At 70.0% G+C, this 19,797-nt stretch carries 16 protein-coding genes; 6 read left to right on the top strand and 10 right to left on the bottom strand.

Features of this window, described 5'->3' with window-relative positions:
- The 6 genes from ABZU76_RS42200 to ABZU76_RS42175 all read right to left on the bottom strand — a co-directional run bounded on the left by ABZU76_RS42200 (position 1) and on the right by ABZU76_RS42175 (position 8,529).
- Entirely contained in the window at positions 1-3,135 is a 3,135-nt protein-coding gene (locus tag ABZU76_RS42200; protein WP_354881123.1) for a DUF87 domain-containing protein, read from the bottom strand.
- On the bottom strand, positions 3,132-3,731 hold the full coding sequence (locus ABZU76_RS42195; protein ID WP_354881120.1) for a hypothetical protein: 600 nt from the start codon (positions 3,729-3,731) through the stop codon (positions 3,132-3,134). Before ABZU76_RS42195 ends, ABZU76_RS42200 begins: the two co-directional genes overlap by 4 nt.
- A 37-nt stretch (positions 3,732-3,768) precedes the next feature.
- On the bottom strand, positions 3,769-4,857 hold the full coding sequence (locus ABZU76_RS42190; protein WP_354881117.1) for a hypothetical protein: 1,089 nt from the start codon (positions 4,855-4,857) through the stop codon (positions 3,769-3,771).
- A gap of 7 nt (positions 4,858-4,864) precedes the next feature.
- On the bottom strand, positions 4,865-5,368 hold the full coding sequence (locus ABZU76_RS42185; protein ID WP_354881114.1) for a DUF4365 domain-containing protein: 504 nt from the start codon (positions 5,366-5,368) through the stop codon (positions 4,865-4,867).
- Positions 5,369-5,589: 221 nt separating this feature from the next.
- Positions 5,590-6,975, bottom strand: coding sequence for a lysine 2,3-aminomutase (locus ABZU76_RS42180; RefSeq protein WP_354881111.1), 1,386 nt, complete (start codon positions 6,973-6,975; stop codon positions 5,590-5,592).
- A gap of 135 nt (positions 6,976-7,110) precedes the next feature.
- A complete protein-coding gene (locus tag ABZU76_RS42175; RefSeq protein WP_354881108.1) occupies positions 7,111-8,529 on the bottom strand; it encodes an FAD-binding oxidoreductase in 1,419 nt (472 codons plus the stop codon).
- Positions 8,530-8,743: 214 nt separating this feature from the next.
- Between ABZU76_RS42175 and ABZU76_RS42170 the strand changes: the two genes are divergently transcribed.
- From ABZU76_RS42170 to ABZU76_RS42160, 3 genes are read left to right on the top strand one after another with little or no spacing between them, the layout of a single operon-like run.
- The gene (locus ABZU76_RS42170) at positions 8,744-10,360 is read left to right on the top strand and encodes an amidohydrolase (protein WP_354881105.1); all 1,617 of its coding nucleotides are present in this window, start codon (positions 8,744-8,746) and stop codon (positions 10,358-10,360) included.
- 10 nt (positions 10,361-10,370) lie between these two features.
- Entirely contained in the window at positions 10,371-11,996 is a 1,626-nt protein-coding gene (gene lnt / locus ABZU76_RS42165; protein ID WP_354881102.1) for an apolipoprotein N-acyltransferase, read from the top strand.
- 23 nt (positions 11,997-12,019) lie between these two features.
- Positions 12,020-12,787 (top strand): polyprenol monophosphomannose synthase, encoded by a 768-nt coding sequence (locus ABZU76_RS42160; RefSeq protein WP_220240743.1) that lies wholly within the window; start codon positions 12,020-12,022, stop codon positions 12,785-12,787.
- A 324-nt stretch (positions 12,788-13,111) separates the two neighbouring features.
- Here the strand turns inward: ABZU76_RS42160 and ABZU76_RS42155 are convergent, their stop codons facing one another.
- The 3 genes from ABZU76_RS42155 to ABZU76_RS42145 form a co-directional block, all read right to left on the bottom strand.
- Positions 13,112-13,459 (bottom strand): RNA polymerase-binding protein RbpA, encoded by a 348-nt coding sequence (locus tag ABZU76_RS42155; RefSeq protein WP_091613651.1) that lies wholly within the window; start codon positions 13,457-13,459, stop codon positions 13,112-13,114.
- A gap of 225 nt (positions 13,460-13,684) precedes the next feature.
- Entirely contained in the window at positions 13,685-14,431 is a 747-nt protein-coding gene (locus tag ABZU76_RS42150; RefSeq protein ID WP_354881098.1) for a thymidine kinase, read from the bottom strand.
- Positions 14,432-14,465: 34 nt separating this feature from the next.
- Positions 14,466-15,866: an MFS transporter gene (locus ABZU76_RS42145; RefSeq protein ID WP_354881095.1), complete on the bottom strand. Its 1,401-nt coding sequence runs from the start codon at positions 15,864-15,866 to the stop codon at positions 14,466-14,468.
- A gap of 246 nt (positions 15,867-16,112) precedes the next feature.
- Between ABZU76_RS42145 and ABZU76_RS42140 the strand changes: the two genes are divergently transcribed.
- Complete coding sequence (locus tag ABZU76_RS42140; protein WP_354881092.1) at positions 16,113-16,814, top strand: transglycosylase family protein; 702 nt, start codon at positions 16,113-16,115, stop codon at positions 16,812-16,814.
- A gap of 9 nt (positions 16,815-16,823) precedes the next feature.
- Here ABZU76_RS42140 and ABZU76_RS42135 read toward each other — a convergent pair whose 3' ends face one another.
- The gene (locus tag ABZU76_RS42135; protein ID WP_354881089.1) at positions 16,824-17,609 is read right to left on the bottom strand and encodes a glycerophosphodiester phosphodiesterase; all 786 of its coding nucleotides are present in this window, start codon (positions 17,607-17,609) and stop codon (positions 16,824-16,826) included.
- A gap of 90 nt (positions 17,610-17,699) precedes the next feature.
- On the opposite strand from ABZU76_RS42135, the gene ABZU76_RS42130 reads away from it, so the two are divergent.
- Entirely contained in the window at positions 17,700-18,056 is a 357-nt protein-coding gene (locus ABZU76_RS42130; protein ID WP_354881211.1) for a hypothetical protein, read from the top strand.
- A gap of 147 nt (positions 18,057-18,203) precedes the next feature.
- Positions 18,204-19,796: an AMP-binding protein gene (locus ABZU76_RS42125; RefSeq protein ID WP_354881086.1), complete on the top strand. Its 1,593-nt coding sequence runs from the start codon at positions 18,204-18,206 to the stop codon at positions 19,794-19,796.
- Position 19,797: the final 1 nt, after the last annotated feature.

Genomic DNA, 19,797 nt, shown 5'->3' with positions numbered 1-19,797 from the left:
TCAGGGGTTGTCGGGCGCGCGACGGGCGCGCTCGACAACCTCGTCCTCGGTCAGCGGTCCGGCGTGGTGGCTGAGGCAGAGGGGTACGTCGATCCGGACATATGCGGTTCCCTCGCCGGCGGCGTAGAAGCTGCCGCGGCTGAGGGACCCGGGTTCGCCGATGACCGAGTTCCGCGCGGCCGCCATTGCCTTGACGGCCTCAACCTGGACGGCCGCCGTGACTCTGCCGATGAACTGGTTGGCCGTGTTTCCCAAGGCTTGGTTGTGTATTCCCTTCGGCGCTTGGGACGCGAGCACGATGCCCAGACCGTACTTCCGAACTTGGCGGATCAGGTCCACCGTGCTGTCAGTGCTGGGGTTGGAAGCGCCGGAGGGCACGAAGTTCTGCGCCTCGTCGAGAATCAGCAGGCCGCCCAGCGTTCCATCCGCGGCGGGGTGTGCCTTAAACCACGAGAACAGGGCGGCCTGCAAGCGGTTGACGAACTGCGCCGGCGCGTCGCCCGACAGTCCGACGAAGCTGATCACGGAGATCCGAGCCCGCCTGCCCGGCGACGGCGTCAGGAGGACGCCCGGGTCGACGGACCGACTCGATTCGTCAAGGAGCGGGTCGGTGTCGAGCGCGGCTTCGAGCGTGTCCGCCATACTGTCGGCCAGCTTGCGGGTCCGTGCGTTCACCATGTCGCTCGGCGGTTCGGCGAGCAGTTCCACGAGCCCCCTCAAGCTTCGTCCGCCCTCACGGGCGTAGTGGATGAGGGCGCGGCGCAGGACGCCGCGCTGCTGGGTGGCGCGGGCGGAGGCGCCGTGGATACCGACGTGTGGTGCGATGATGTTGACCGTCGAGGTGAGCAGCCCTTTGAAGTCGTCCTCGTCGTCGAGGACCGGACCGAAGTCTGGCAGGGGGTTGAAGAACAGGGGATGGCCACGGCTCAGGCCCGGTGTCCACACGACCACCTCGGCGCCCGAGAAATACTGCCTCGCTTCGGCAGTTTGCCCTTCGTGCCACGCCGGCGGTGACGTAGGCCAGGGATCGCCGAGCCGGGCGAGATCGTCGTTCGGATCAAGGATGATGCTCGAAACACCGCGCAGCGCACACTGCTCGGCGAGCCGCTTCAGCAGCACGGTCTTCCCCGAACCGGCAGCGCCGATCACCGCCGTGTGCATCCGGAGCTGTTCCAGGTAAGCGTCGAAGGGACGGCCACCTCGCCGGGTTGTGCCGAACGTGATGGTCGGCGCGGAATCCTCGACATGCTGACGAGCAGGCTCCTCGAGAGGCTCCGCCGGAGTCGTCGTGCCGCCGGCATCGCCGACGTACGGGCGCAGTTGCGCGACGAGGGAGGAGAACACCTCGGTCCGGGAGGCGGGCCGCGTCCGTCGGAGCCATCCGCCGAAGCCCGGCAAGCCCTCGTCGAGCATCCGCCGCAATGCCGCCAATGTTCGCAGATCGGCACCGCTGACCGGAACCGACCGGCCCCCGCGGGCCTCGAAGTCAACCTTGATCTCCTCGGTCTTGCGACCCGACGGATAGCGAGTGTTGCGCAGCAGCGACAGCTGCCGGCTCACCACGCCTGCCTCAAGCCCGGCTTCGGTCATCGCGTTGCGCATCTGCGCCTGCGCCGACAGGGCGTTGCCGGTGGCGACGCCCCGGAAGGACCACCGGACGTCGTTCTCGGTTGCTTCGTCGAGGACGACGCGCAACTGGGCGTGCAGCGCTGCCCTGCGACCGAAACCGGCCTCGATCACGAACCGGGATTCGTCCACCGCGAATTCGATCATCAAGCACTTGAGCCCCGCGCCCACCAGGCCGGGCATGAGCCGGTCTTCGGTTGCCTTGTCGAGCGGCATCGCCGGATCCGCCTCGCTCCGCAGCACTTCGAACCGCTCAGTGAGCGCTTCGTCTTCGGAACGGTCCTCAACGGCCGATGCGGTGCTGACCGTCGTAGCGGTCGCCTCCGTGTCGCTCAGCGTAGCCAGTTCGATCACGTGCCCGGAGTCGAGGCAGGACTTGACGTGCTGGGCCACCCGCTGCAGGAGCCGGCGGACCGTGTAGCGCCGCGGCGCGTCCGCGATTGCGGCCGCGGTGATCGGGAAGGTCGGGTACGGCGGGCTGAAACCTGCCGACGCGTAGGTCTCGCGGAGACGGCTCGCGACGATGGCAGCGGCCGTTGCTTCGTCCGGGATCGCCCCGAGTTCTGGAAGGAGGTCGAACCGGTCCAATGCCGAGCCCATGGCCGCCTGGGAGATCTTGTGCCATGTGTCTGGCTGGCACGCGACAACCATGAGCGTGCGTCGGGTCTCTTCTCGAAGGTCCATCAGCCCGTCGGCGATGGCCCCGCTCAGCCGCTTGGCGGCCCGGTGCTCGCCCGACGAAGGCATGGTGAGCGCCGAACTCTCGGACACGGCCACGAGGTTGTCGAGCTGGTCGAACGCGAACACCAACGGGCCGACGAGGGCGAACAGCCGGGTCAGATCACGCAGTACGCGCTGGGCGGGGGTCGCGGTGGAAGGCAAACCCCACATGGCGCGCTGCCCCAGCTCGTCGTCGTTGAGCGCAAAGTACGAGGTACCGGCCGCCACGGCATCGTCCCGGGCGGCAGCGACCAGTGCCAGCGCGCGAGCGGTGTCGCGAGCCTCGTTGCCCACTTGCCGGTCCAGCCGTCGGATCCCGCCGATGAAGGTGTCGAGGTCGGCAGGCGTCACATCGCGTTCGCCTATGACGGCGGCACAGGTCGCGTCGCCGAGTCCCGCCGCTCGAGAGAGTTCGCGCAGAAGGTGCAGCAGTTGCTCCTGCCCTCCCTCGTCTTTGCGGTAGAGGCTGTCGACCAGGCTGCCGGTGGCGCTGCGCCAGAAGTCGTGTCCGTTCACGAGCTTGATGTAGAAGAAGAATCCGCCCCGGTTCTGGATCTCCTCCCGGGTCCAGCTGAGGAGATGGGTCTTCCCTGCCCCGGTTTCGCCCTGGATCACGGCCGCGGTCGGTGCCCGATCGTCGCTGACCACGGCCATCGCCGCGAGGAGCCGCCGTGACACTTCGGGGTGGAGGCTCTCGACGTGGTATGGCGAGACCGAGTCCCACACCTCGTCCTGGGTGGGCGCCGTGCCGAGGTGCAGCCGGCCGAGGGCCTCCAGCTCCGGGTTCACTCTGCCTCGATCTTCAGCAGGTGGCGCGCCTGGCCTCCGATGTCGACCGCTGCGTCGCGCTCCTCGTCGGTCAGCGACTTCCGGTTCAGCTCGGCCATCAACCGCACGTCGGCCTGCTCGATCATCCGATCGAGTTCGGCGTCGACCACCTCCCTGGGGACGTTTTGGAGCCAGGGACGGACTGTCGAGAGCTTGACCCAGCTCCCCGGCGGTCGGCGCACCGTCAACTCGGCGTACACCGCGCGGATCCAGCCTTCGAGATCGGGCTGGAAGAACTCGCCGAACTTGATGTCCGCTCGCGCGAGGAATTGTCCGACGGTCTCCATTGCGGCGTAGAGCGCGCCCGCGGGGAACTTCGCGCCGTCGGGGCGGCCGGCCGCGAGCGCCGACTCACACCAGCTTCGGCCCTCGGCCGTGAGTCGATGTGTGTTGACCGCTCCGCGCTTCGTCGTCGAGATGAGTTCGACGTCCTGATTGGCCCTCGCGCGAACGGCCGCGGTGATCTCGAGGCCGGCGAGGTCGCGCAGTTCCCGGTTCGTCACCGGCCGCGCCACCATCATCAGCGTGAACAGTGAAACCTGGTCGCGCACGGTCATCTCGGTTGCCACGGTCGTCCTCCGGGTTCGGATCGGATCAGATCTCGAGGTCGCGGCCGGGTACCAGCTCCACCCGGCCGGTCGTGCTGGACAGTTCGCCGGACACGCTGACCTGGCGATGCTCGCGATGTGCGGCGATCGCCCGGTCGTAGGTGATCTGGTCGGGCAAGCGGACCCAGACCGACTTCCGGGGTGACTGGCGGTCGTGTTCGGTGCGGAGGGTGCCGTCCACCTTGATGCGCCAACGGTCTCCGCCGTTGTCGTCGTCGTGCAGCCCGCTGATGGTCCCGGCGACCGAGGCCGGGCCCGATGCGTTTAGTCCGCGCAACCGGGCTGCTGCCGCCTTCAGCAGTGGTTCCGCGTGCGCCGGGAATGCCAGCGCCGACGTCGGTGCGTCATGAGGCCGCGCGCGAGCCCAGCGGAAGGTGACTTCGAACGGTTCGCCGCCGGAACCGGACAGGCCGCTCAACGCGGTGCACAGATCGGCAGAGACGCCGGCGGTGACCGCTTCGTCGAACGCGGCGGGCCGGTCGGTCAGCACCGCGGTCTGGGCCGCCGCGACGGATTCGTGAAGCTGCACGAGCACCATTCGCCCGTCGAACTGATCCCCCGACATAGCGCGGGCAGTCGCGTTCGCCGCTAACCGGACTTCGATGACGTAGCTGCCCGCCCTGGCTGGCCCGAGTTCCGCCGCCCGCACCAGATCGCCGACCGCGGCAGGCGAACGGCCCGCGAACGCGAAGTGCGGTCCTTGCAGCGCCGTCCGAGCGGCCGTCGCGAGAAGATCGCGCACGCCTTTCACCGCCTGAAGGCCGGATTCCAGCGAGGTGTAGCCGGAGTCGTGGTCGGCCGGGAAGGTGCGGAAGAACTGCTTGTCCAAGTAGGGGCGGGAGATTTCCTGCGCGAGGTCCGGGATCGGGCGGTCTTCCACCTCGGCCAGGCACCTGAGGATCTCGCGCACTCTGCGCTCGCCATCGCCCATGCCGTCGCGGATCGGCACCGATACCTCAAAGTCGTCGGGGTGGTGCCAGGTGCTCGTTCCCCGCAGGTCGTGCGGATCATGTTCTTCCCAGCCCGTCTGGGTGAGGTAGCTGATGATGTCGGCGACGTTCAGCGGTGTTGACACCTGTGGCTCACCAGGCCGATCGAGTCTCGGTGAGCCGACGCAGCGTGGCGGCGGTCAGCACGTTGGCGGTCGGAACCCTGACTGGGCGTTTCTTATTCTTGTCGGGGTTCACGATCGGCTGTTCGGCGTGCAGGGAGACGAAGTAGCCGAGGTGGCGCAACAGCACGCCCTCCGTCAGTGACGAGGCGTAGGAGCCGCTGTCGGGCGGGACGCAGATCACGAAGAGGAACCGGGGGATCGAGAAGTCCGGTCCGGCGAGCTTGTTGAACTGCCATTCGCTGAGGCCGCGGTAGATCAGGTTCCCCGACGACTGCCGCGGGGCCGACCACGTCTTGATCTGTGCCTCGATGGTGGGCGAGAAGACTTTTCCGTAGTGCCCAGTGGCACGGAATCCGAGATCGATACCGTCGACGTCAAGATCTTCTTTGAGCACGAGCAGCCCGGCGGCCGAGGCGAGCACCCGGACGTAGTCCTCCCCGAACTTGCCCTGGTGCTGCTTGGCATCGAGCATGTCGCTGCCCTCCCCGAGCGTGAACGTGCCGCGTGGGGGAGCGTATTGGCGGTGCCGAGGTCTGTCTGTACGGCAACGTGTTGATTCACCAGCAGGCCTTCGTCGCCGTCGATGACGTGCAAGGGCGCAGACGTGTGATTTTCCCGGTGGTTTCCACGAAATCAGGTGAGCCCCGATTTCGCGAGGTTAGGGCTCACCTGGTTTTCGACAACGCGGAGGACTCAGCTGTTCTGCTCGGCCCACCACTTCCGCCCGCTCTCCGGCAGCGTCGAAATCGGGTCGTAGTACGGGTACCGCCGCTGCAACGCCTCCGGGTCCGCGTGCTCGATGCCGGTGCGGTAGTTCTTCGTCCAGTAGGAGATGCCGCGGTCGCGGTCGTAGTCGGCGAGCTGGTGGACCCAGCGCTTCCCGACATACGGCACGTCGCAGACGATGCGGGGGGTGGCGTAGCCCGGGAGGTAGCCCATGATGGCGTGCTGCAGGTCCTGGGCCTCCCACACGGCAACGCGCCAGTGTTCGGCGTTGGGGATCATGTCGCACATGTAGAAGTAGTACGGCAAGATGTTCGCCTCGCCCTGCAACGCGAAGCACAGATCCAGCAGTGCGGCGGGGGTGGCGTTGACGCCGCGCATGAGCACGCCCTGGTTGCGCACGTCGCGCACGCCCACCTCGAGCGCGGTGCGCGCGGCTTCGGCGACCAGGGGCGTGACGGACTGCGCGTGGTTGACGTGCGTGTGGATGGCGAGGTTCACGCCGCGCCGCTGGGCGGTGACGGCGACGCGCTCGAGGCCCTCGGTCACCTTCGGCTGCAGCCAGTGCTGCGGCAGCGCGGCCAGCGCCTTGGTGGCGAGGCGGATGTCGCGGATGGTCTCGATGTCCATGAGGCGCATGAGGAACGACTCGAGCTGCGGCCACGGCACGTTGGCGACATCGCCGCCCGACACCACGACGTCGCGCACGCCCGGGGTGCGCTTGAGGTAGTCGATCATCGCGTCCTGGCGGTCGACCGGCTTGAGCGTGAGCTTGTGCTTCTCGACCTGCTCGGTCGAGTTCCCGACGAGGTCCATGCGCGTGCAGTGCCCGCAGTACTGGGGGCACGTCGAGATCATCTCTGCGAGCACCTTGGTCGGGTACCGGTGCGTGAGACCCTCGACGACCCACATCTCGGCCTCGTGCAGCGAGTCGCGCTCCGAGTGCGGGTGGCTGGGCCACGCGAGGTCGCGGTCGCTGCGCACGGGCAGCATGTAACGGCGGATCGGGTCGGCGTAGAACGCCTCGGTGACCTTGGCCGGGTCGCTGCCGGCGGAGGGGGCCATCGTGTTGAGCATCTGCGGGGGCAGCAGCATCGACATCGTGGCCATTTCCCGCTGGTCCGCGAGCAGGTCCTCGTAGAACCGCTCCTCCAGCAGATCACCCATCAGCGCGTGCAGCTGCTTGACGTTGCGGACGCAGTGCACCCGCTGCCACTGCGCGTCGCGCCACTCGGCGTCGGTCACGTGGTGCCAGCCGGGGAAGCGGCGCCAGTCCGGTTCCACCAGCTCGGTGCGCGCGTACTCGTACGGCTGGTCGTGGGCGGGAGGCGGCACAGGTTCCTGGATCGCAGTCATCTGTACTCCAGTCATTCGTGCTTCGAGTCGTCGGGAACGCGTTAAATTATCCTGCCATAACGTTCTCACGGCGTAAATCTTCTTGCACGGTGACTGTGCGTGCCGCAGCGGTCGAGACCGCTGCGGCACGCGTCCTCAGGCGGCCGGACGGATGTTGTGGTTCACGCGGAAGAGGTTGCCCGGGTCGTAGACGTGCTTCACCGCGGCGAGCCGGTCGTAGCGCTCCGGCCCGTAGATCGCGCGCACCGCGGCGGCCGACGAGCCCTCGTCGGCCGAGAGGAAGTTCGGCGACTGCCGCTCAGCCGACCACGGTTCCAGCGCGCCGACAACGGTGTCGAGGGCCGCGCGCAGCTCCTCGGCGCGCTCGGGACCGCCGACGCCGAGGGCGAACACCAGGAACGGCACGCCGCGCACGGGCACCGCGTTCGGTGCGGCGGGCTCGCGGTCCAGCGCGCCGCCGAGGGCGCGCAGCTCCACACCCAGCAGCGGGCAGTCCGAGTCCGGCCCGGTGAGCTCGACGAGCGCGTCGATCGTCTCGGCGGTGATCTCGCGCAGGCTGGTGGTGCGGTCGTAGTACGGGAGCGGGTCGGCCGGGTCGAGGTGGATCTCGCCGATGGAGCTGAACGGCTTGTCTTCCACCAGGTCCAGCAGTACCGGGGCGACGTCACGCAGTGGCGCGAGAAGCCGTTCGGCGGCCTCGGGCGAGCCGAGGTGGGCGAAGCGCAGGTGCACCACGAACGCGCCGCGCAGCACATCGGGCAGCTCGGGAGCCGGCGGCAGCCGCTGCACCATCACCGAAGTCGTGGCCTCCTCCGGCAGCAGCGGCACCCACTGGCGCCACGCGTGCAGCACCACGGCCAGGTCCTCGCCCGCGTAGTAGAGGCCGCCGCCGTAGAAGCGGGTGACGGGGAACAGGTCGAACTCGAGCGCGGTGACCACGCCGAAGTTGCCCTTGCCACCGCGCAGTGCCCAGAACAGGTCGCGCTCGGTCTCGGCCGTCACGGTCCGGTGCGCGCCGTCGGCGGTCACGACCTCGATGAGCCGCACGTGGTCGGCGGCGTAGCCGCGGGTCCGCCCGATCACGGGGCTGAGGCCACCGCCGAGCGTGTAGCCGACGACGCCGACGCCCGGCGCGGACCCGGCCAGTGGCGCCAGCCCGTGCTCGGCCGCCGCGTCGAGGACCTGCTGCCAGCGGGCGCCGGCCTCGACCCGCGCGGTGCGCCGCCGCGGGTCCACGGTCACGCCGGTCATGCGGCTCGTGGTGATCAGCACCGCGTCCCGCGCCTGGGCCACGACCTGGTGAGCCGTAGCCTTGATCGCTACGGGCAGTGATCGGCGACGCGCGAACCGGACGGCGTTCTGCACGTCGGCGGACGAGACCGCGGCGACGACGAGCGCGGGTTCGAGCGGGTTGTTGAAGTTGAAGGCGGCGCACTCGGCGGCATACCCGGGCTCGCCCGGCAGCAGCACCTCGCCTTCGGTCACAGCGACGAGGTCGGTGATGTCTTCGGCCTGGATGAGCCCGGTCACCGGGCTCGCGACGATCTGGTGCATCGAAGTCCCCTGTCTCCCGCCCGGCCGGTCACCCGCACCGCGCGTCCCCTTCGGCGGCCACCTGGCGGCGGCGCTCCCTCACGGACCAAGCACGTGCCGACCGGCCCGACCCGTTCAGGTGACCTGGCTCACAGGGGCGAACTCGTGTTCACGCGGAGTGAGGAAAACCGACCCCGGGCGGTCGGCGCGCGCGACGCGGGGGAGACTCGACACCGTGACGAACGACAGCACGACGCTCCTGCTCGGCGGCAGGATCTACACCCCGTCTTCCCCCGACGCGACGGCGCTGGCCGTGTCCGGCGGCACCGTGGTCTGGGTCGGCCAGGACGCCCCCGCCCGCGCGCTGCACCCGGACGCGACGGTGGTCGATCTCGACGGCGCGTTCGTCGCCCCCGCGTTCGTCGACGCCCACGTGCACGCCACCGCCACCGGCCTGCACCTGACCGGCCTCGACCTCACGCGCGTGCGCGGCGCAGGCGAGCTGCTGGCCGCCGTCCGCACCGCCGTCGCCGCCGCGCCGGGCCAGGTGCTGCTCGCGCACGGCTGGGACGAGTCGGCCTGGACCGACCCACGCCTGCCCAGCCGCGCCGAGCTCGACGACGCCGCCGGCACCACGCCCGTCTACCTCAGCCGCGTCGACGTGCACTCCGCGCTCGTGTCCACCGCGCTGATCGACCTCGCGCCCGAGGCCCGCGTCGGCGAAGGCTTCTCCGCCGACGGACCGCTCACCCGCGACGCCCACCACAAGGTCCGCGCGGCCGCGCGCGCCGCGATCAGGCCGCAGCAGCGCACGGCGGCGCAACGCGCGTTCCTCGCCGAGGCCGCCGCGCGCGGGATCGTCGGCGTGCACGAGTGCGGCGGCCCGGACATCGCCGGCCAAGACGACTTCACGGGCCTGCTCGCCCTCGCCGCCGAACCCGGCCTGCCCGAGGTCGTCGGCTACTGGGGGCAGCTCGGCGGGCTCGACACCGCCCGCGCCCTCGGTGCCCACGGCGTGGCGGGCGACCTGTTCGTCGACGGCGCGCTCGGCTCCCGCACCGCCGCCCTGAGCAGCCCGTACGCCGATGAGCCGGGCACGTCCGGTGCCCTCTACACCGACGCCGCCGGCATCGGCGAGCACCTCGCCGCGTGCACCGAGGCCGGGCTGCAGGCCGGGTTCCACGTGATCGGCGACGCGGCCGTCGCGGAGGTCGTCGAAGGCTTCCGGCTGGCCGAGAAGGAGGTGGGCCAGCGCGCGCTCGCCGCCCGCCACCACCGGCTCGAGCACCTGGAGATGGTCACCGCCGACGAGGCCCGTGCCCTCGCCGGCTGGGGTGTCGTCGCCTCGGTGCAGCCGCTGTTCGACGACGCGTGGGGCGGCGACACCGGCATGTACGCCGAGCGCCTCGGCGCCGGCCGCGCCGCCGGGCTCAACCCGTTCGCCACGCTCGCCGCCGAGGGCGTGGTGCTCGCCTTCGGCTCCGACTCCCCGGTGACGGCGCTCGACCCGTGGGCCGCCGTCCGGGCGGCCGTGCACCACCACACCCCGGCCGCCCGGCTCTCCGCGCGCGCCGCCTTCACCGCCCACACCCGCGCGGGCCACCGCGCCGCCGGAGTCAACGACGGCGTGACCGGCAGTCTCGTACCCGGTGCGCCCGCGCACTACGCGATCTGGGACGCGACCGACCTCGTCGTCGCCACGGCCGACACCCGCGTGCAGCGCTGGTCCACCGATCCGCGCTCCGGCGTGCCGCCGCTGCCGCGCCTCGACCCGGGCGCGCCGCTGCCGAAATGCCTGCGGACGGTGCGCGCAGGCACGGTCATCTACGACCAGTTCACCTCCGCCTCCTAGAGTTCGGGGCGTGGCAGTGACTGTCGTGGACCCCGAACCGGGCGCTCCGCACGAAACGACCTCCAAGCGGCGGAAACGACCGCGGTTCACGCGTGCGTGGCTGGTGCGGCTCGTCGCCGCCGGCGCCACGGGCTACCTGTACTACCTCAGCTTCGCGCCCAGACCGCTGTGGTGGCTCGCGCCGATCGCGTTCGCCGGCTTCGCGCTCGTCCTTCGTGGACGGTCGCTGCGCGGCGCGTTCGGCTACGGCTTCGTCTACGGCGTCGTGTTCTTCCTCGCGTTGCTGGTGTGGCTGCAGGACTTCCTCGGCCGGGAGTTCGGGCCGTGGCCGTGGCTGGGGCTGTCGTGCGCGCTGTCGCTCTACTTCGGACTCGCCGGGGTGCTGATCCGGGTCGTGTCCCGGCTGCCGCTGGCGCCGCTGTGGGGGGCGCTGGTGTTCGTCGCGCTGGAGACGCCACGGGCGTGGTTCCCGCTCGGCGGCTTCCCGTGGGGCCGCGTCGCGTTCAGCCAGCCCGAAGGCGCGTACCTGTCGCTGGCGTCCGTCGGCGGCGCGCCGCTCGTGGGGCTCGCCGTGGTGCTCAGCGGCTTCGGCCTCGCCGCGCTGGCCGCGCGGTGGTGGGAACAGCGCAAGCTGCGCGACCGCCGGCTCATCGCGCCCCTGGTGCTCACGTTCCTGCCGGTCGTCGCCGGGCTGGCCGTGTGGCCGACAGTCGGCACCGACGCACAGGACGGCTCGCTCACCGTCGCCGCCGTGCAGGGCAACGCGCCCGACATCGGCATCGCGCTCGAAGGCCAGCGCGACGTGCTGCGCCAGAACCACCTCGAGGAGAGCGCGAAGCTCCTCGCGCAGATCCAGGCGGGCAAGGTGCCCAAGCCCGATCTGCTCGTGTGGCCCGAGACCGCCACCGCGGTCGACGGGGACGACCCGGCGGTGGACCAGATGGTGAACTCCTACGGCGTGCCTGCCATCATCGGCGCGCTCTACCGGCTGCCCGACGGGACCGCTCAGAACACCGCGATCGTGTGGGACCCGAAGACAGGGCAGGGCCAGCGCTACGCCAAGCAGCAGCTGGTGCCCTTCGGCGAGTACGTGCCCGCCCGCGACATCGCACGGCTGGTCACCCCGTTCGTCGACGACACCGCCGACATGCGCACGGGCGACGGCAGCAACGCGGCCCTGTCGGTCGCCGGCACCAAGGTCGGCGTGTTCATCTGCTACGAGACTGCGTTCGACTACCCCGCCCGCGAAGCGACCGACGACGGTGGCGAGCTGCTCGTCGTACCGACCAACAACGCGTGGTACGGACCGGGAGAGATGAGCTACCAGCAGCTGGCGATGTCGCGGCTGCGCGCGGTCGAACACGGGCGCGCCGTGGTGGTCTCGGCGACGTCCGGGGTGAGCGCGTTGGTGGCCCCCGACGGGACGATCACCAGCTCAACCGGCCTTTTCGCGGCAGACGCCCTGGTCGGCCGCATGCCGCTGCGGACGCAGACTACGCTGTCGGATCGACTCGGTGCGTGGACGGAGTACGGACTGCTGGCACTGGCGATCGCCGGTGTCGCCGGCGGGTTCGTACTCCGTTTTCGCACCCGGCGCACTCGCGCCGGCACGACAGCAGGGGACGCGGCGGGCTGAACCGCCGGATTCGGAGGAGACGGATGGCGCAGGCGCCGCGGGGGGCCGAAGGAATCGAGCCGGTGCTGGTGGTGATCCCGACCTACAACGAGCGGGAGAACCTGGGCCCGGTTCTGGACCGGCTCCACAAGGCACTCCCGGACGTCCACGTGCTCGTCGTCGACGACGGCAGCCCGGACGGCACCGGTGAGCTCGCCGACGAGCGGGCCGCTGCCGACGAGCGCGTCCACGTTCTCCACCGCACGGAGAAGGCGGGGCTCGGCAAGGCCTACATCGCCGGGTTCCGCTGGGGCCTGGCGCAGGGCTACGCCACGTTCGTCGAGATGGACGCCGACGGCTCGCACGCCCCGGAGGACCTGCCGCGGATCCTGGACGCGGTCACGGACACCGACCTGTCCATCGGCTCGCGCTACGTGCCCGGCGGCAGCACGGTCAACTGGCCGCTGAGCCGGCAGCTGCTCTCGCGCGGCGCGAACATCTACTCGCGCATCGCCCTGGGCCTCAAGGTCTCCGACATGACGGCCGGCTTCCGCGCCTACCGCCGGCCGGTGCTGGAGAAGCTCGAGCTCGACGAGATCGCCTCCCACGGCTACTGCTTCCAGATCGACCTCACCCGCCGCACCGCCGACGCGGGCTTCGACATCGTCGAGGTCCCCATCACCTTCACCGACCGCGAGATCGGCCAGTCGAAGATGAGCGGCGACATCATGCGCGAGGCCTTCTTCCGCGTCGCGGAGTGGGGCGTGAAGCGGCGCCTGGAACAGGTCAAGCGCCTGCTCGGCCGGCACTGAGCTACTGAGGTCCATGCGAGTCCGCCGTCCTGGTCACCGGGGCGGCGGACTTTCGTATGTCCGGAGGAAGCTGTGCTGGAGCTGACGCGGATCGTCCGCTGCGGCCGTCCAGAGTCGACGCTCTCGATCCCGTCCACACGGCGCTCGTCACCCTCCGCGGCACGGGAACCCACCTTCTCCGGCCGGCCACGCGGACCAGTTGGCAGATCCTCCAGGGGAGCAACCCGCGTTAACCGGCCCCGGACATGCGAAAGGCCCCCGTGGAGGGAGGTCACGGGGGCCGATCGATCGGGGGATGGGTGGGAGCCAGCTACTGGCCGAGACTCACGCGGACCGGCTGGTCCGGCGTCCCTTGAGCTCGGCGAGACGTTCGTTCAGCAGGTCCTCGAGCTCGGGAATGGAGCGGCGCTCCAGAAGCATGTCCCAGTGGGTCCTGGGAGGCTTGGTCTTCTTCTGCTCGGGCTGCCCGCCATCGACGATCTCGCTCTCGCTGCCGTGCAGGCGGCATTCCCAGACGGTCGGGATCTCGGCGTCGTCGGAGAACGGCACCTCGAACTCGTGGTTCTTGGGGCACGCGTAGCGCACGGTACGGCGCGGGGCGAGGTCGTGATTGCGGTCGGTCTCGTAGCTGACCGCTCCCAGCCGGCTTCCACGGAGAACACGGTCGGCCATGATGGGGTCCTTTCAGTCAGCTCCGGGTGGAGCCAGGGTGTTGCTCACCCTATGCAACGAACGCGGCGTTCGGGGGATTCCCCGGTAACCATGTCGTTGCTCACGATGAGCTGCGTCACCCTTCGGCATCAGCTTCCTCTACTGGGACAGGTTTCGCGCACCGGCGTGACGCAGACACCGCCTTCCAAGTGCGGATATCCCCCAGTTGGGCTACTGGCGCTCCGTTCACGACAACCGTAACTGACCGTGGTGAGCCGTCACGGGACCCAAGTCACCCAACCGGAAGTGTCGGCGGCACAATACCTGATAACGGACCGTAGTGGATTCAGCATCGGAACGTACTGAAGCTGAAGATTCAACTACGGGCTGTTCGGTATCTGCTACTACAACGGTGTCACCCTCGCGGAGTATTTCGTCGTCCCGCACGCGCGCATTGAACCGGCCCGGCAGCCCGCACCAGCACAGCACCTCGACCTGCACCGGCTGCAGCTCGTCGGCCAGTTCGAACAGCCGGCCCGCACCGGGGAACAGGCGGCTGCGGAAGTCGGTGGCGATGCCGAAGCAGTACACGTCGATGCCGGCCTCGTCGGCCAGCTCCGCCAGCTGGTCGACCTGCGCGGGGGAGAGGAACTGCGCCTCGTCGACGATGATGTAGTCCACGTGCTGCCCGTCGGCCCAGCGCTCGCGCACCAGGTCCCGCACGTCCGTGCCCGCGGCGACCTCCGTGGCGAGGCGCGTGATCCCGATCCGGCTGCTGATCTGCGGCGCCCCGGACCGGTCGTGGCGCACCAGCACCAGCCCGCGCCGGCCCTGCCGCGCGTGGTTGTGGTCGATCTGCAGAGCCAGCGTCGACTTCCCGCAGTCCATCGGGCCGTAGCAGAACTTCAGGCGGCCGCCCCGGGCGCGCGCGGCGGGGACCGGGGACAGCGCGTCGGTGGGATCGTCGGGCACGGCTTCTTCGAGGGCAGTCACGACGATCGACCCTATCCGGCCCCGGCCCGCCCGCTCACAGCACGGCGGGCGGACGGTTCCCGGCCGCCACGATCGCGCGCCGCACCGGCACCAGGGCCACGAACACGAACCCGAGGACGAAGAAGATCACCAGCGCGACGATCGCCAGCCGGAACGACCCCGTCGCCTGCCCGACGCCCGCGAACACCAGGGGACCCAGCCACGACGTGCCCTTCTCGCCCACGACGTAGAGCGAGTAGTACTGCGCGTCCTTCCCGGCTGGGATCATCTGGCTGAACAGCGACCGCGACAACGCGTTCGTGCCGCCCAGCACCAGCCCGATCCCCACCGCGACCGCGTAGAACTGCAGCGGCTGCTCCGGCTGGATGAAGTACGCGCCCGCCAGCACCGCCACCCACAGCACCAGGCTGCCCAGGATCGTCCGCTTCGCGCCCAGCCGGCGCGCGACCAGCCCGTGCAGCACCCCGCCCACGTAGGCGAGGAACTGGATCACCAGCACCGTGATGATCAGCACCTCGTCGGAGAAGCGCAGCTCGTCCTTCCCGTACTGCGCCGACACCGCCACCACCGTGGAGATCCCGTCGGCGAAGAGCAGGTAGCTGCCCAGGAACGCCAGCGTCAGCGGGAACGCCTTCGCCTCCACCGCCGTCCGCCGCAGCTCCCGGAACCCGGCCCGCAGCACCGACACGCCACGCTCGACCGCCACCGGTGTGTGGACGCGGGGGAGCGCGCGCAGCACCGGGATGGTGAACACCGCCCACCACAGGCCCGACGTCAGGAAGCAGATCCGCACCGCCGTGCCCGTGTCCACGCCCAGCGCGTCGCGGCTGAGGTAGAACGCCAGCTGCAACGCGAGCGCAAGCCCGCCGCCCAGGTAACCGAACGCCCAGCCCTTCGCGGACACGTCGTCACGCTCGTCGGGCTCGGCGACGTCGACCAGGAACGAGTAGTAGACGACCAGCGAACCGCCGTAGCCGATGTTCGCGACGATGAACAGCGCCGCACCCAGCTGCCAGTCGGAGCCGGCCATGAAGAACATCAGCGCCGACGCCGCCGCGCCGAGCCACGCGAACCAGCCCAGGATCCGCCGCTTGTTCCGGCTGCGGTCGGCCACCGCGCCCGCGATCGGCAGCACCAGCACCTGCACCACCGTCGCCACCGACAGCAGGTAACCCCACGTCGAACCGGCAGGGAAATGCAGCCCGAACAACGACACGTCGCAGTTGTGGAGCTTGTCGTCCACACCGGACGCGTCGAGGCACGCCTTGTCCCCGTTAAGGGTGATGTTCTGCTTCGCGTCCGCCGCCGCGACAGTGCTCATATACAGCGCGCCGAACACGGTCGTCACCGACGAATAGAACGGCGAATTGGCCCAGTCGTAGAAGTACCAGCCCCACCGTTCCCGCTTCTTGTCACGGGTCTCGGCCAGCGTCATCCACGGCTCCTCAGCGGTCGCGAATCTCCAGGTCAGGCGGCAGACTACTGGGCGGCCGCGCGCGACACCGCCGAACGGGTAAACCGTGTCCGGTTCGTCGCTTGCCGATCATCCGCGCCGCACCGAACGGCTCCCGAAGTAGCGCGGCGAGCGTGTCGCTCACGTGATTCTTTACCGTTTTGTGTGAGACTGATGTGCGTGTTGTGACTCTTGTGGTCAATGGGTCACGTGCTTACTGTGCAACCCATGACCAACCGCGTTCGCACTGCTCACCGCGGCGCAGTGAGGATCCTGCTCCTCGCGGCCGCCGTCCTGGGGCTGCAGCTCGCCGTCGCCGGCGCCGCGTCCGCGGACCCCGCTTCGAGCGCCTGGGCCAAGCTGCGGATGTGCGAGTCCAGTAGCCGCTACACGATCAACACCGGCAACGGCTACTACGGCGCCTACCAGTTCGACCTGCCCACCTGGCGCAGCGTCGGCGGCCAGGGTCGCCCCGACCAGGCCAGCCCCCGCGAACAGGACTACCGCGCGCTCTACCTCTACCGCATGCGCGGCTGGCAGCCCTGGCAGTGCGGCGGGATGCTCAAACTCGTCGGCGACGCCGACGCGCGCAGCAAGCGCATCCCGTCCTACGACGAATCCGCCTACATGGGCGGCATCGGCCTGCCCGCCCCGCCGACCCCGAAGCCGCAGCCCGCACCGCCCGCGCCGCCCGGCGGCATGCCCGCCTGGCCCGGCCTCGTCTACGCCTACGGCGACTGCGCACCCGCGCTCAAAACGTTCCAGCTGCGCATGAACGCCTTCGGCTACGGCTTCACCGGCACCGGCTGCTACTACGACAAGACCAAAACCGCCGTGCTCGACCTGCAGCGCGCCAACGGCATCAAAGACTCCGGTCGCCTCGGCCCGCTCACGTGGAAGGCCGCCTGGCAGGGCAAACGCCCCAGGTAGAAACGCGGCTCAGCCGGCCTGCTGCCACACACCCCGCTCGACCAGCACGTCGCGCAGCAGGTCCGGCCGGTCCGTCACGATCCCGTGCACACCCAGGTCCAGCAGCTCGCGCATCTGCGCCGGATCGTCGATCGTCCACGTGTGGACCTCGAACCCCGCCCGCTCCGCCGTCTTCACGAACGAACGGTCCACCACCGTCAGCGGCCCCTGCTTCACCGGCACCTGCGCCAGATACCCTCCCGCGAACCGGCTCACCGGCAACGGCGGCACCCACCCGTTGGCCCATACCATCAGCACCGACCGCGGCCCCATCGCCGTGCACAGCTTCGGCCCCGCCAGCCGCCGCAGCCGCGCCAGCCGCGAGTCCGAAAAGGACGCCGCCGCCACCCGGTCGATCGCACCCGTGCGCTCCAGCACCCGCACGAACGGCTCCACCGCGCTGTTCGCCTTCACGTCCACGTTGAACCGAGCCTGCGGCAGCTCCTCCAGCACATCCTCCAACCGCGACAACGTCGCCCGCCCACCGACCTTGACGCCCTTCACCTGCTCCCACGTCTGCGCCCCGATCGACCCGCCACCGTCGGTCGTGCGGTCCAGCGTGTCGTCGTGATGGACCACCACCACACCGTCCGACGTCGCGTGCACATCCGTCTCGACGTACCGGTAACCCTCCTCGACCGCGCGCTTGAAAGCCGGCAGCGAGTTCTCCATCCCCTCCAGCTCGGCGAGGTGCCACCCGCGGTGGGCGAACGCACGGGGGAGCGGATCGGCCAGGTACGGAAACGGTGGGCGCATCCCCACAGTGTGCGCCACCGGCATGGCCTCGGCATGAGAACACGATGGCCAGCTAGGGTCTGGCGGGTGAGGGAACTGGCCGAGCACCCGATGACCGGCGACGAACTGGTCGTACCGCGCCGCAGCAACGCACCCAAACACTGCGGCTGGTGCGGCCGCCGCCTGCCTGAAGGCGGCAACGTCGGCCGGCGCCGCCGATACTGCGGGCAGTCCTGCCGCCAGCGCGCCTACGAACGCCGCACCGCCCTGCAACGCAGCGGCCTGCCCGAAGACGCCGTCGTGCTCTCCGACACCGAGATCGCCTCCCTGCAGGACCGCCTCTTCCAGCTGCGCTGCGCCGCCGAGGACATCGCCACCGCCACCCAGGACGGCGCCGACGCCGACGAGCTCCGCCGCCTCGCCGAAGAGATCGTGTACGCCGCGAAGGACCTCGAGCAGCTCCGCTGAGAATTCAAGCGGCTCCACTCCGACTCCAAGCGGCTCCGCCGGGATTTCAAGCGGCTCCGCCGGCCCGCCTGGCGGACTAGAGTCCGGAATGTCCCCGGGGGACTGCCGGCAGCGAAGCTGCGCGCCGGCCGAGCGAGGGAGACGCCCGTGACGAAGGCCGCGTTCACACCCGCCACCGAACTCGAACTCGTCCGCGAGATCACCGTCGGCGACCTGCTCCGCGAAGCCGCCGACCAAGCCCCGGACGCACCCGCCCTCGTCGAAGGCCTGCCCGACCCCGCGGCTCGCCGCCGCTGGACCTACGGCGAGCTCCTCAGCGAAGCCGAAGACGCCGCCCGCTCCCTGCTCGGCCGCTTCGAACCCGGCGAACGCGTGGCCGCGTGGGCCAACAACATCCCCGAATGGGTCCTGCTCGAGATGGCCACCGCCCTCGCCGGCCTGACGCTCGTCACCGTCAACCCCGCCCTGCGCGAAGCCGAACTCCGCCACGTCCTCGGCCAGTCCGGCGCCTCCGGCGTGTTCCTCGTCGGCGAATACCGCGGCACCCCCATGGCCGCCATCCTCGACCACGTCCGCCACGACCTGCCAGACCTGCGCGAAACCATCCGGTTCGAAGACTGGCGCGCCTTCCGCGCCTCCGGACTGCCCACCCAGGCCCTGCCCACCGTCGAACCCGGCGACCCCGCCCAGATCCAGTACACCTCCGGCACCACCGGCACCCCCAAAGGCGCCGTGCTCCACCACCGGGGCATCACGAACAACGCCCTGCTCTCCTACGCCCGCACGCTGGACATGCGACCCGGCGAGAACTTCGTCAACCCCATGCCCCTGTTCCACACCGCCGGCTGCGTACTCGCCACCCTCGCCCCGATCGCCACCCTCGGCACCCAGGTCCTCATGCCCTGGTTCGACCCCGCGCTGCAACTCGCCCTCCTCGAACAGGAGAAGGGAGTGGTCTTCGGCGGCGTACCCACCATGCTGCTCGCCCTGCTCGGCCACCCCGACTTCCCCAAGACCGACCTCAGCTCCGTCCGCTACGCCCTCAGCGGCGGCGCCACCGTGCCACCCGCCCTCGTCCGCCGCATCGAAGCCACCCTCGGCGTCCCGATGTCCATCATCTACGCCCAGACCGAAGCCTCACCCGGCATCACCATGACCACCCCCGCCGACAGCGCCGACGACCGCGCCGAAACCCTTGGCCGCGCCCTGCCCGCCTGCGCCGTGAAGATCGTCGACCCCCTCGCCGGCGAAATCGCCGCCACGGGGGAGACCGGCGAGCTCTGCACCCGCGGCTACCACGTGATGACCGGCTACCACGCCATGCCCGAACAGACCGCCGCCGCCATCGACCCCGAAGGCTGGCTCCACACCGGCGACCTCGCCCGCATGGACGACCGCGGCTACCTCACCATCGAAGGCCGCGTGAAAGAGATGATCATCCGCGGGGGAGAGAACATCTACCCCCGCGAGATCGAACACGTCCTGCTCGACCACCCCGCCGTCGCCGACGTCGCCGTGGTCGGCATCCCCGACCCGGAGTGGGGCGAACAAGTCGGCGCGTTCGTGCTCCTGCGGCCCGGCGCGGACGCCGGCGAGGAAGAACTGTTCGCCCACGTCCGCGAACACCTCGCACCGCACAAGACACCCAAGGTGTGGCAGTTCGTCACCGAGTTCCCGCTCACCGGCTCCGGCAAGATCCGCAAACACCTGCTCCGCGAGCAGTACATGGCCACCCACTGAA

Origin of the sequence: Amycolatopsis sp. NPDC005232, from assembly GCF_040607795.1 — a bacterium.
Classification (GTDB): domain Bacteria; phylum Actinomycetota; class Actinomycetes; order Mycobacteriales; family Pseudonocardiaceae; genus Amycolatopsis.
Note: the sequence above shows the minus strand (reverse complement) of the source record. Positions and strands in the feature narration are given on the sequence as shown.

Excerpts from the sequence above, each read along its gene's own strand:
- ABZU76_RS42195 (WP_354881120.1), bottom strand. The coding sequence starts at position 3,731 with ATGACCGTGCGCGACCAGGTTTCACTGTTCACGCTGATGATGGTGGCG.
- ABZU76_RS42185 (WP_354881114.1), bottom strand. The coding sequence starts at position 5,368 with ATGCTCGATGCCAAGCAGCACCAGGGCAAGTTCGGGGAGGACTACGTC.
- ABZU76_RS42180 (WP_354881111.1), bottom strand. The coding sequence starts at position 6,975 with ATGACTGCGATCCAGGAACCTGTGCCGCCTCCCGCCCACGACCAGCCG.
- ABZU76_RS42175 (WP_354881108.1), bottom strand. The coding sequence starts at position 8,529 with ATGCACCAGATCGTCGCGAGCCCGGTGACCGGGCTCATCCAGGCCGAA.
- ABZU76_RS42160 (WP_220240743.1), top strand. The coding sequence starts at position 12,020 with ATGGCGCAGGCGCCGCGGGGGGCCGAAGGAATCGAGCCGGTGCTGGTG.
- ABZU76_RS42155 (WP_091613651.1), bottom strand. The coding sequence starts at position 13,459 with ATGGCCGACCGTGTTCTCCGTGGAAGCCGGCTGGGAGCGGTCAGCTAC.
- ABZU76_RS42145 (WP_354881095.1), bottom strand. The coding sequence starts at position 15,866 with ATGACGCTGGCCGAGACCCGTGACAAGAAGCGGGAACGGTGGGGCTGG.
- ABZU76_RS42140 (WP_354881092.1), top strand. The coding sequence starts at position 16,113 with ATGACCAACCGCGTTCGCACTGCTCACCGCGGCGCAGTGAGGATCCTG.
- ABZU76_RS42135 (WP_354881089.1), bottom strand. The coding sequence starts at position 17,609 with ATGCGCCCACCGTTTCCGTACCTGGCCGATCCGCTCCCCCGTGCGTTC.
- ABZU76_RS42130 (WP_354881211.1), top strand. The coding sequence starts at position 17,700 with ATGACCGGCGACGAACTGGTCGTACCGCGCCGCAGCAACGCACCCAAA.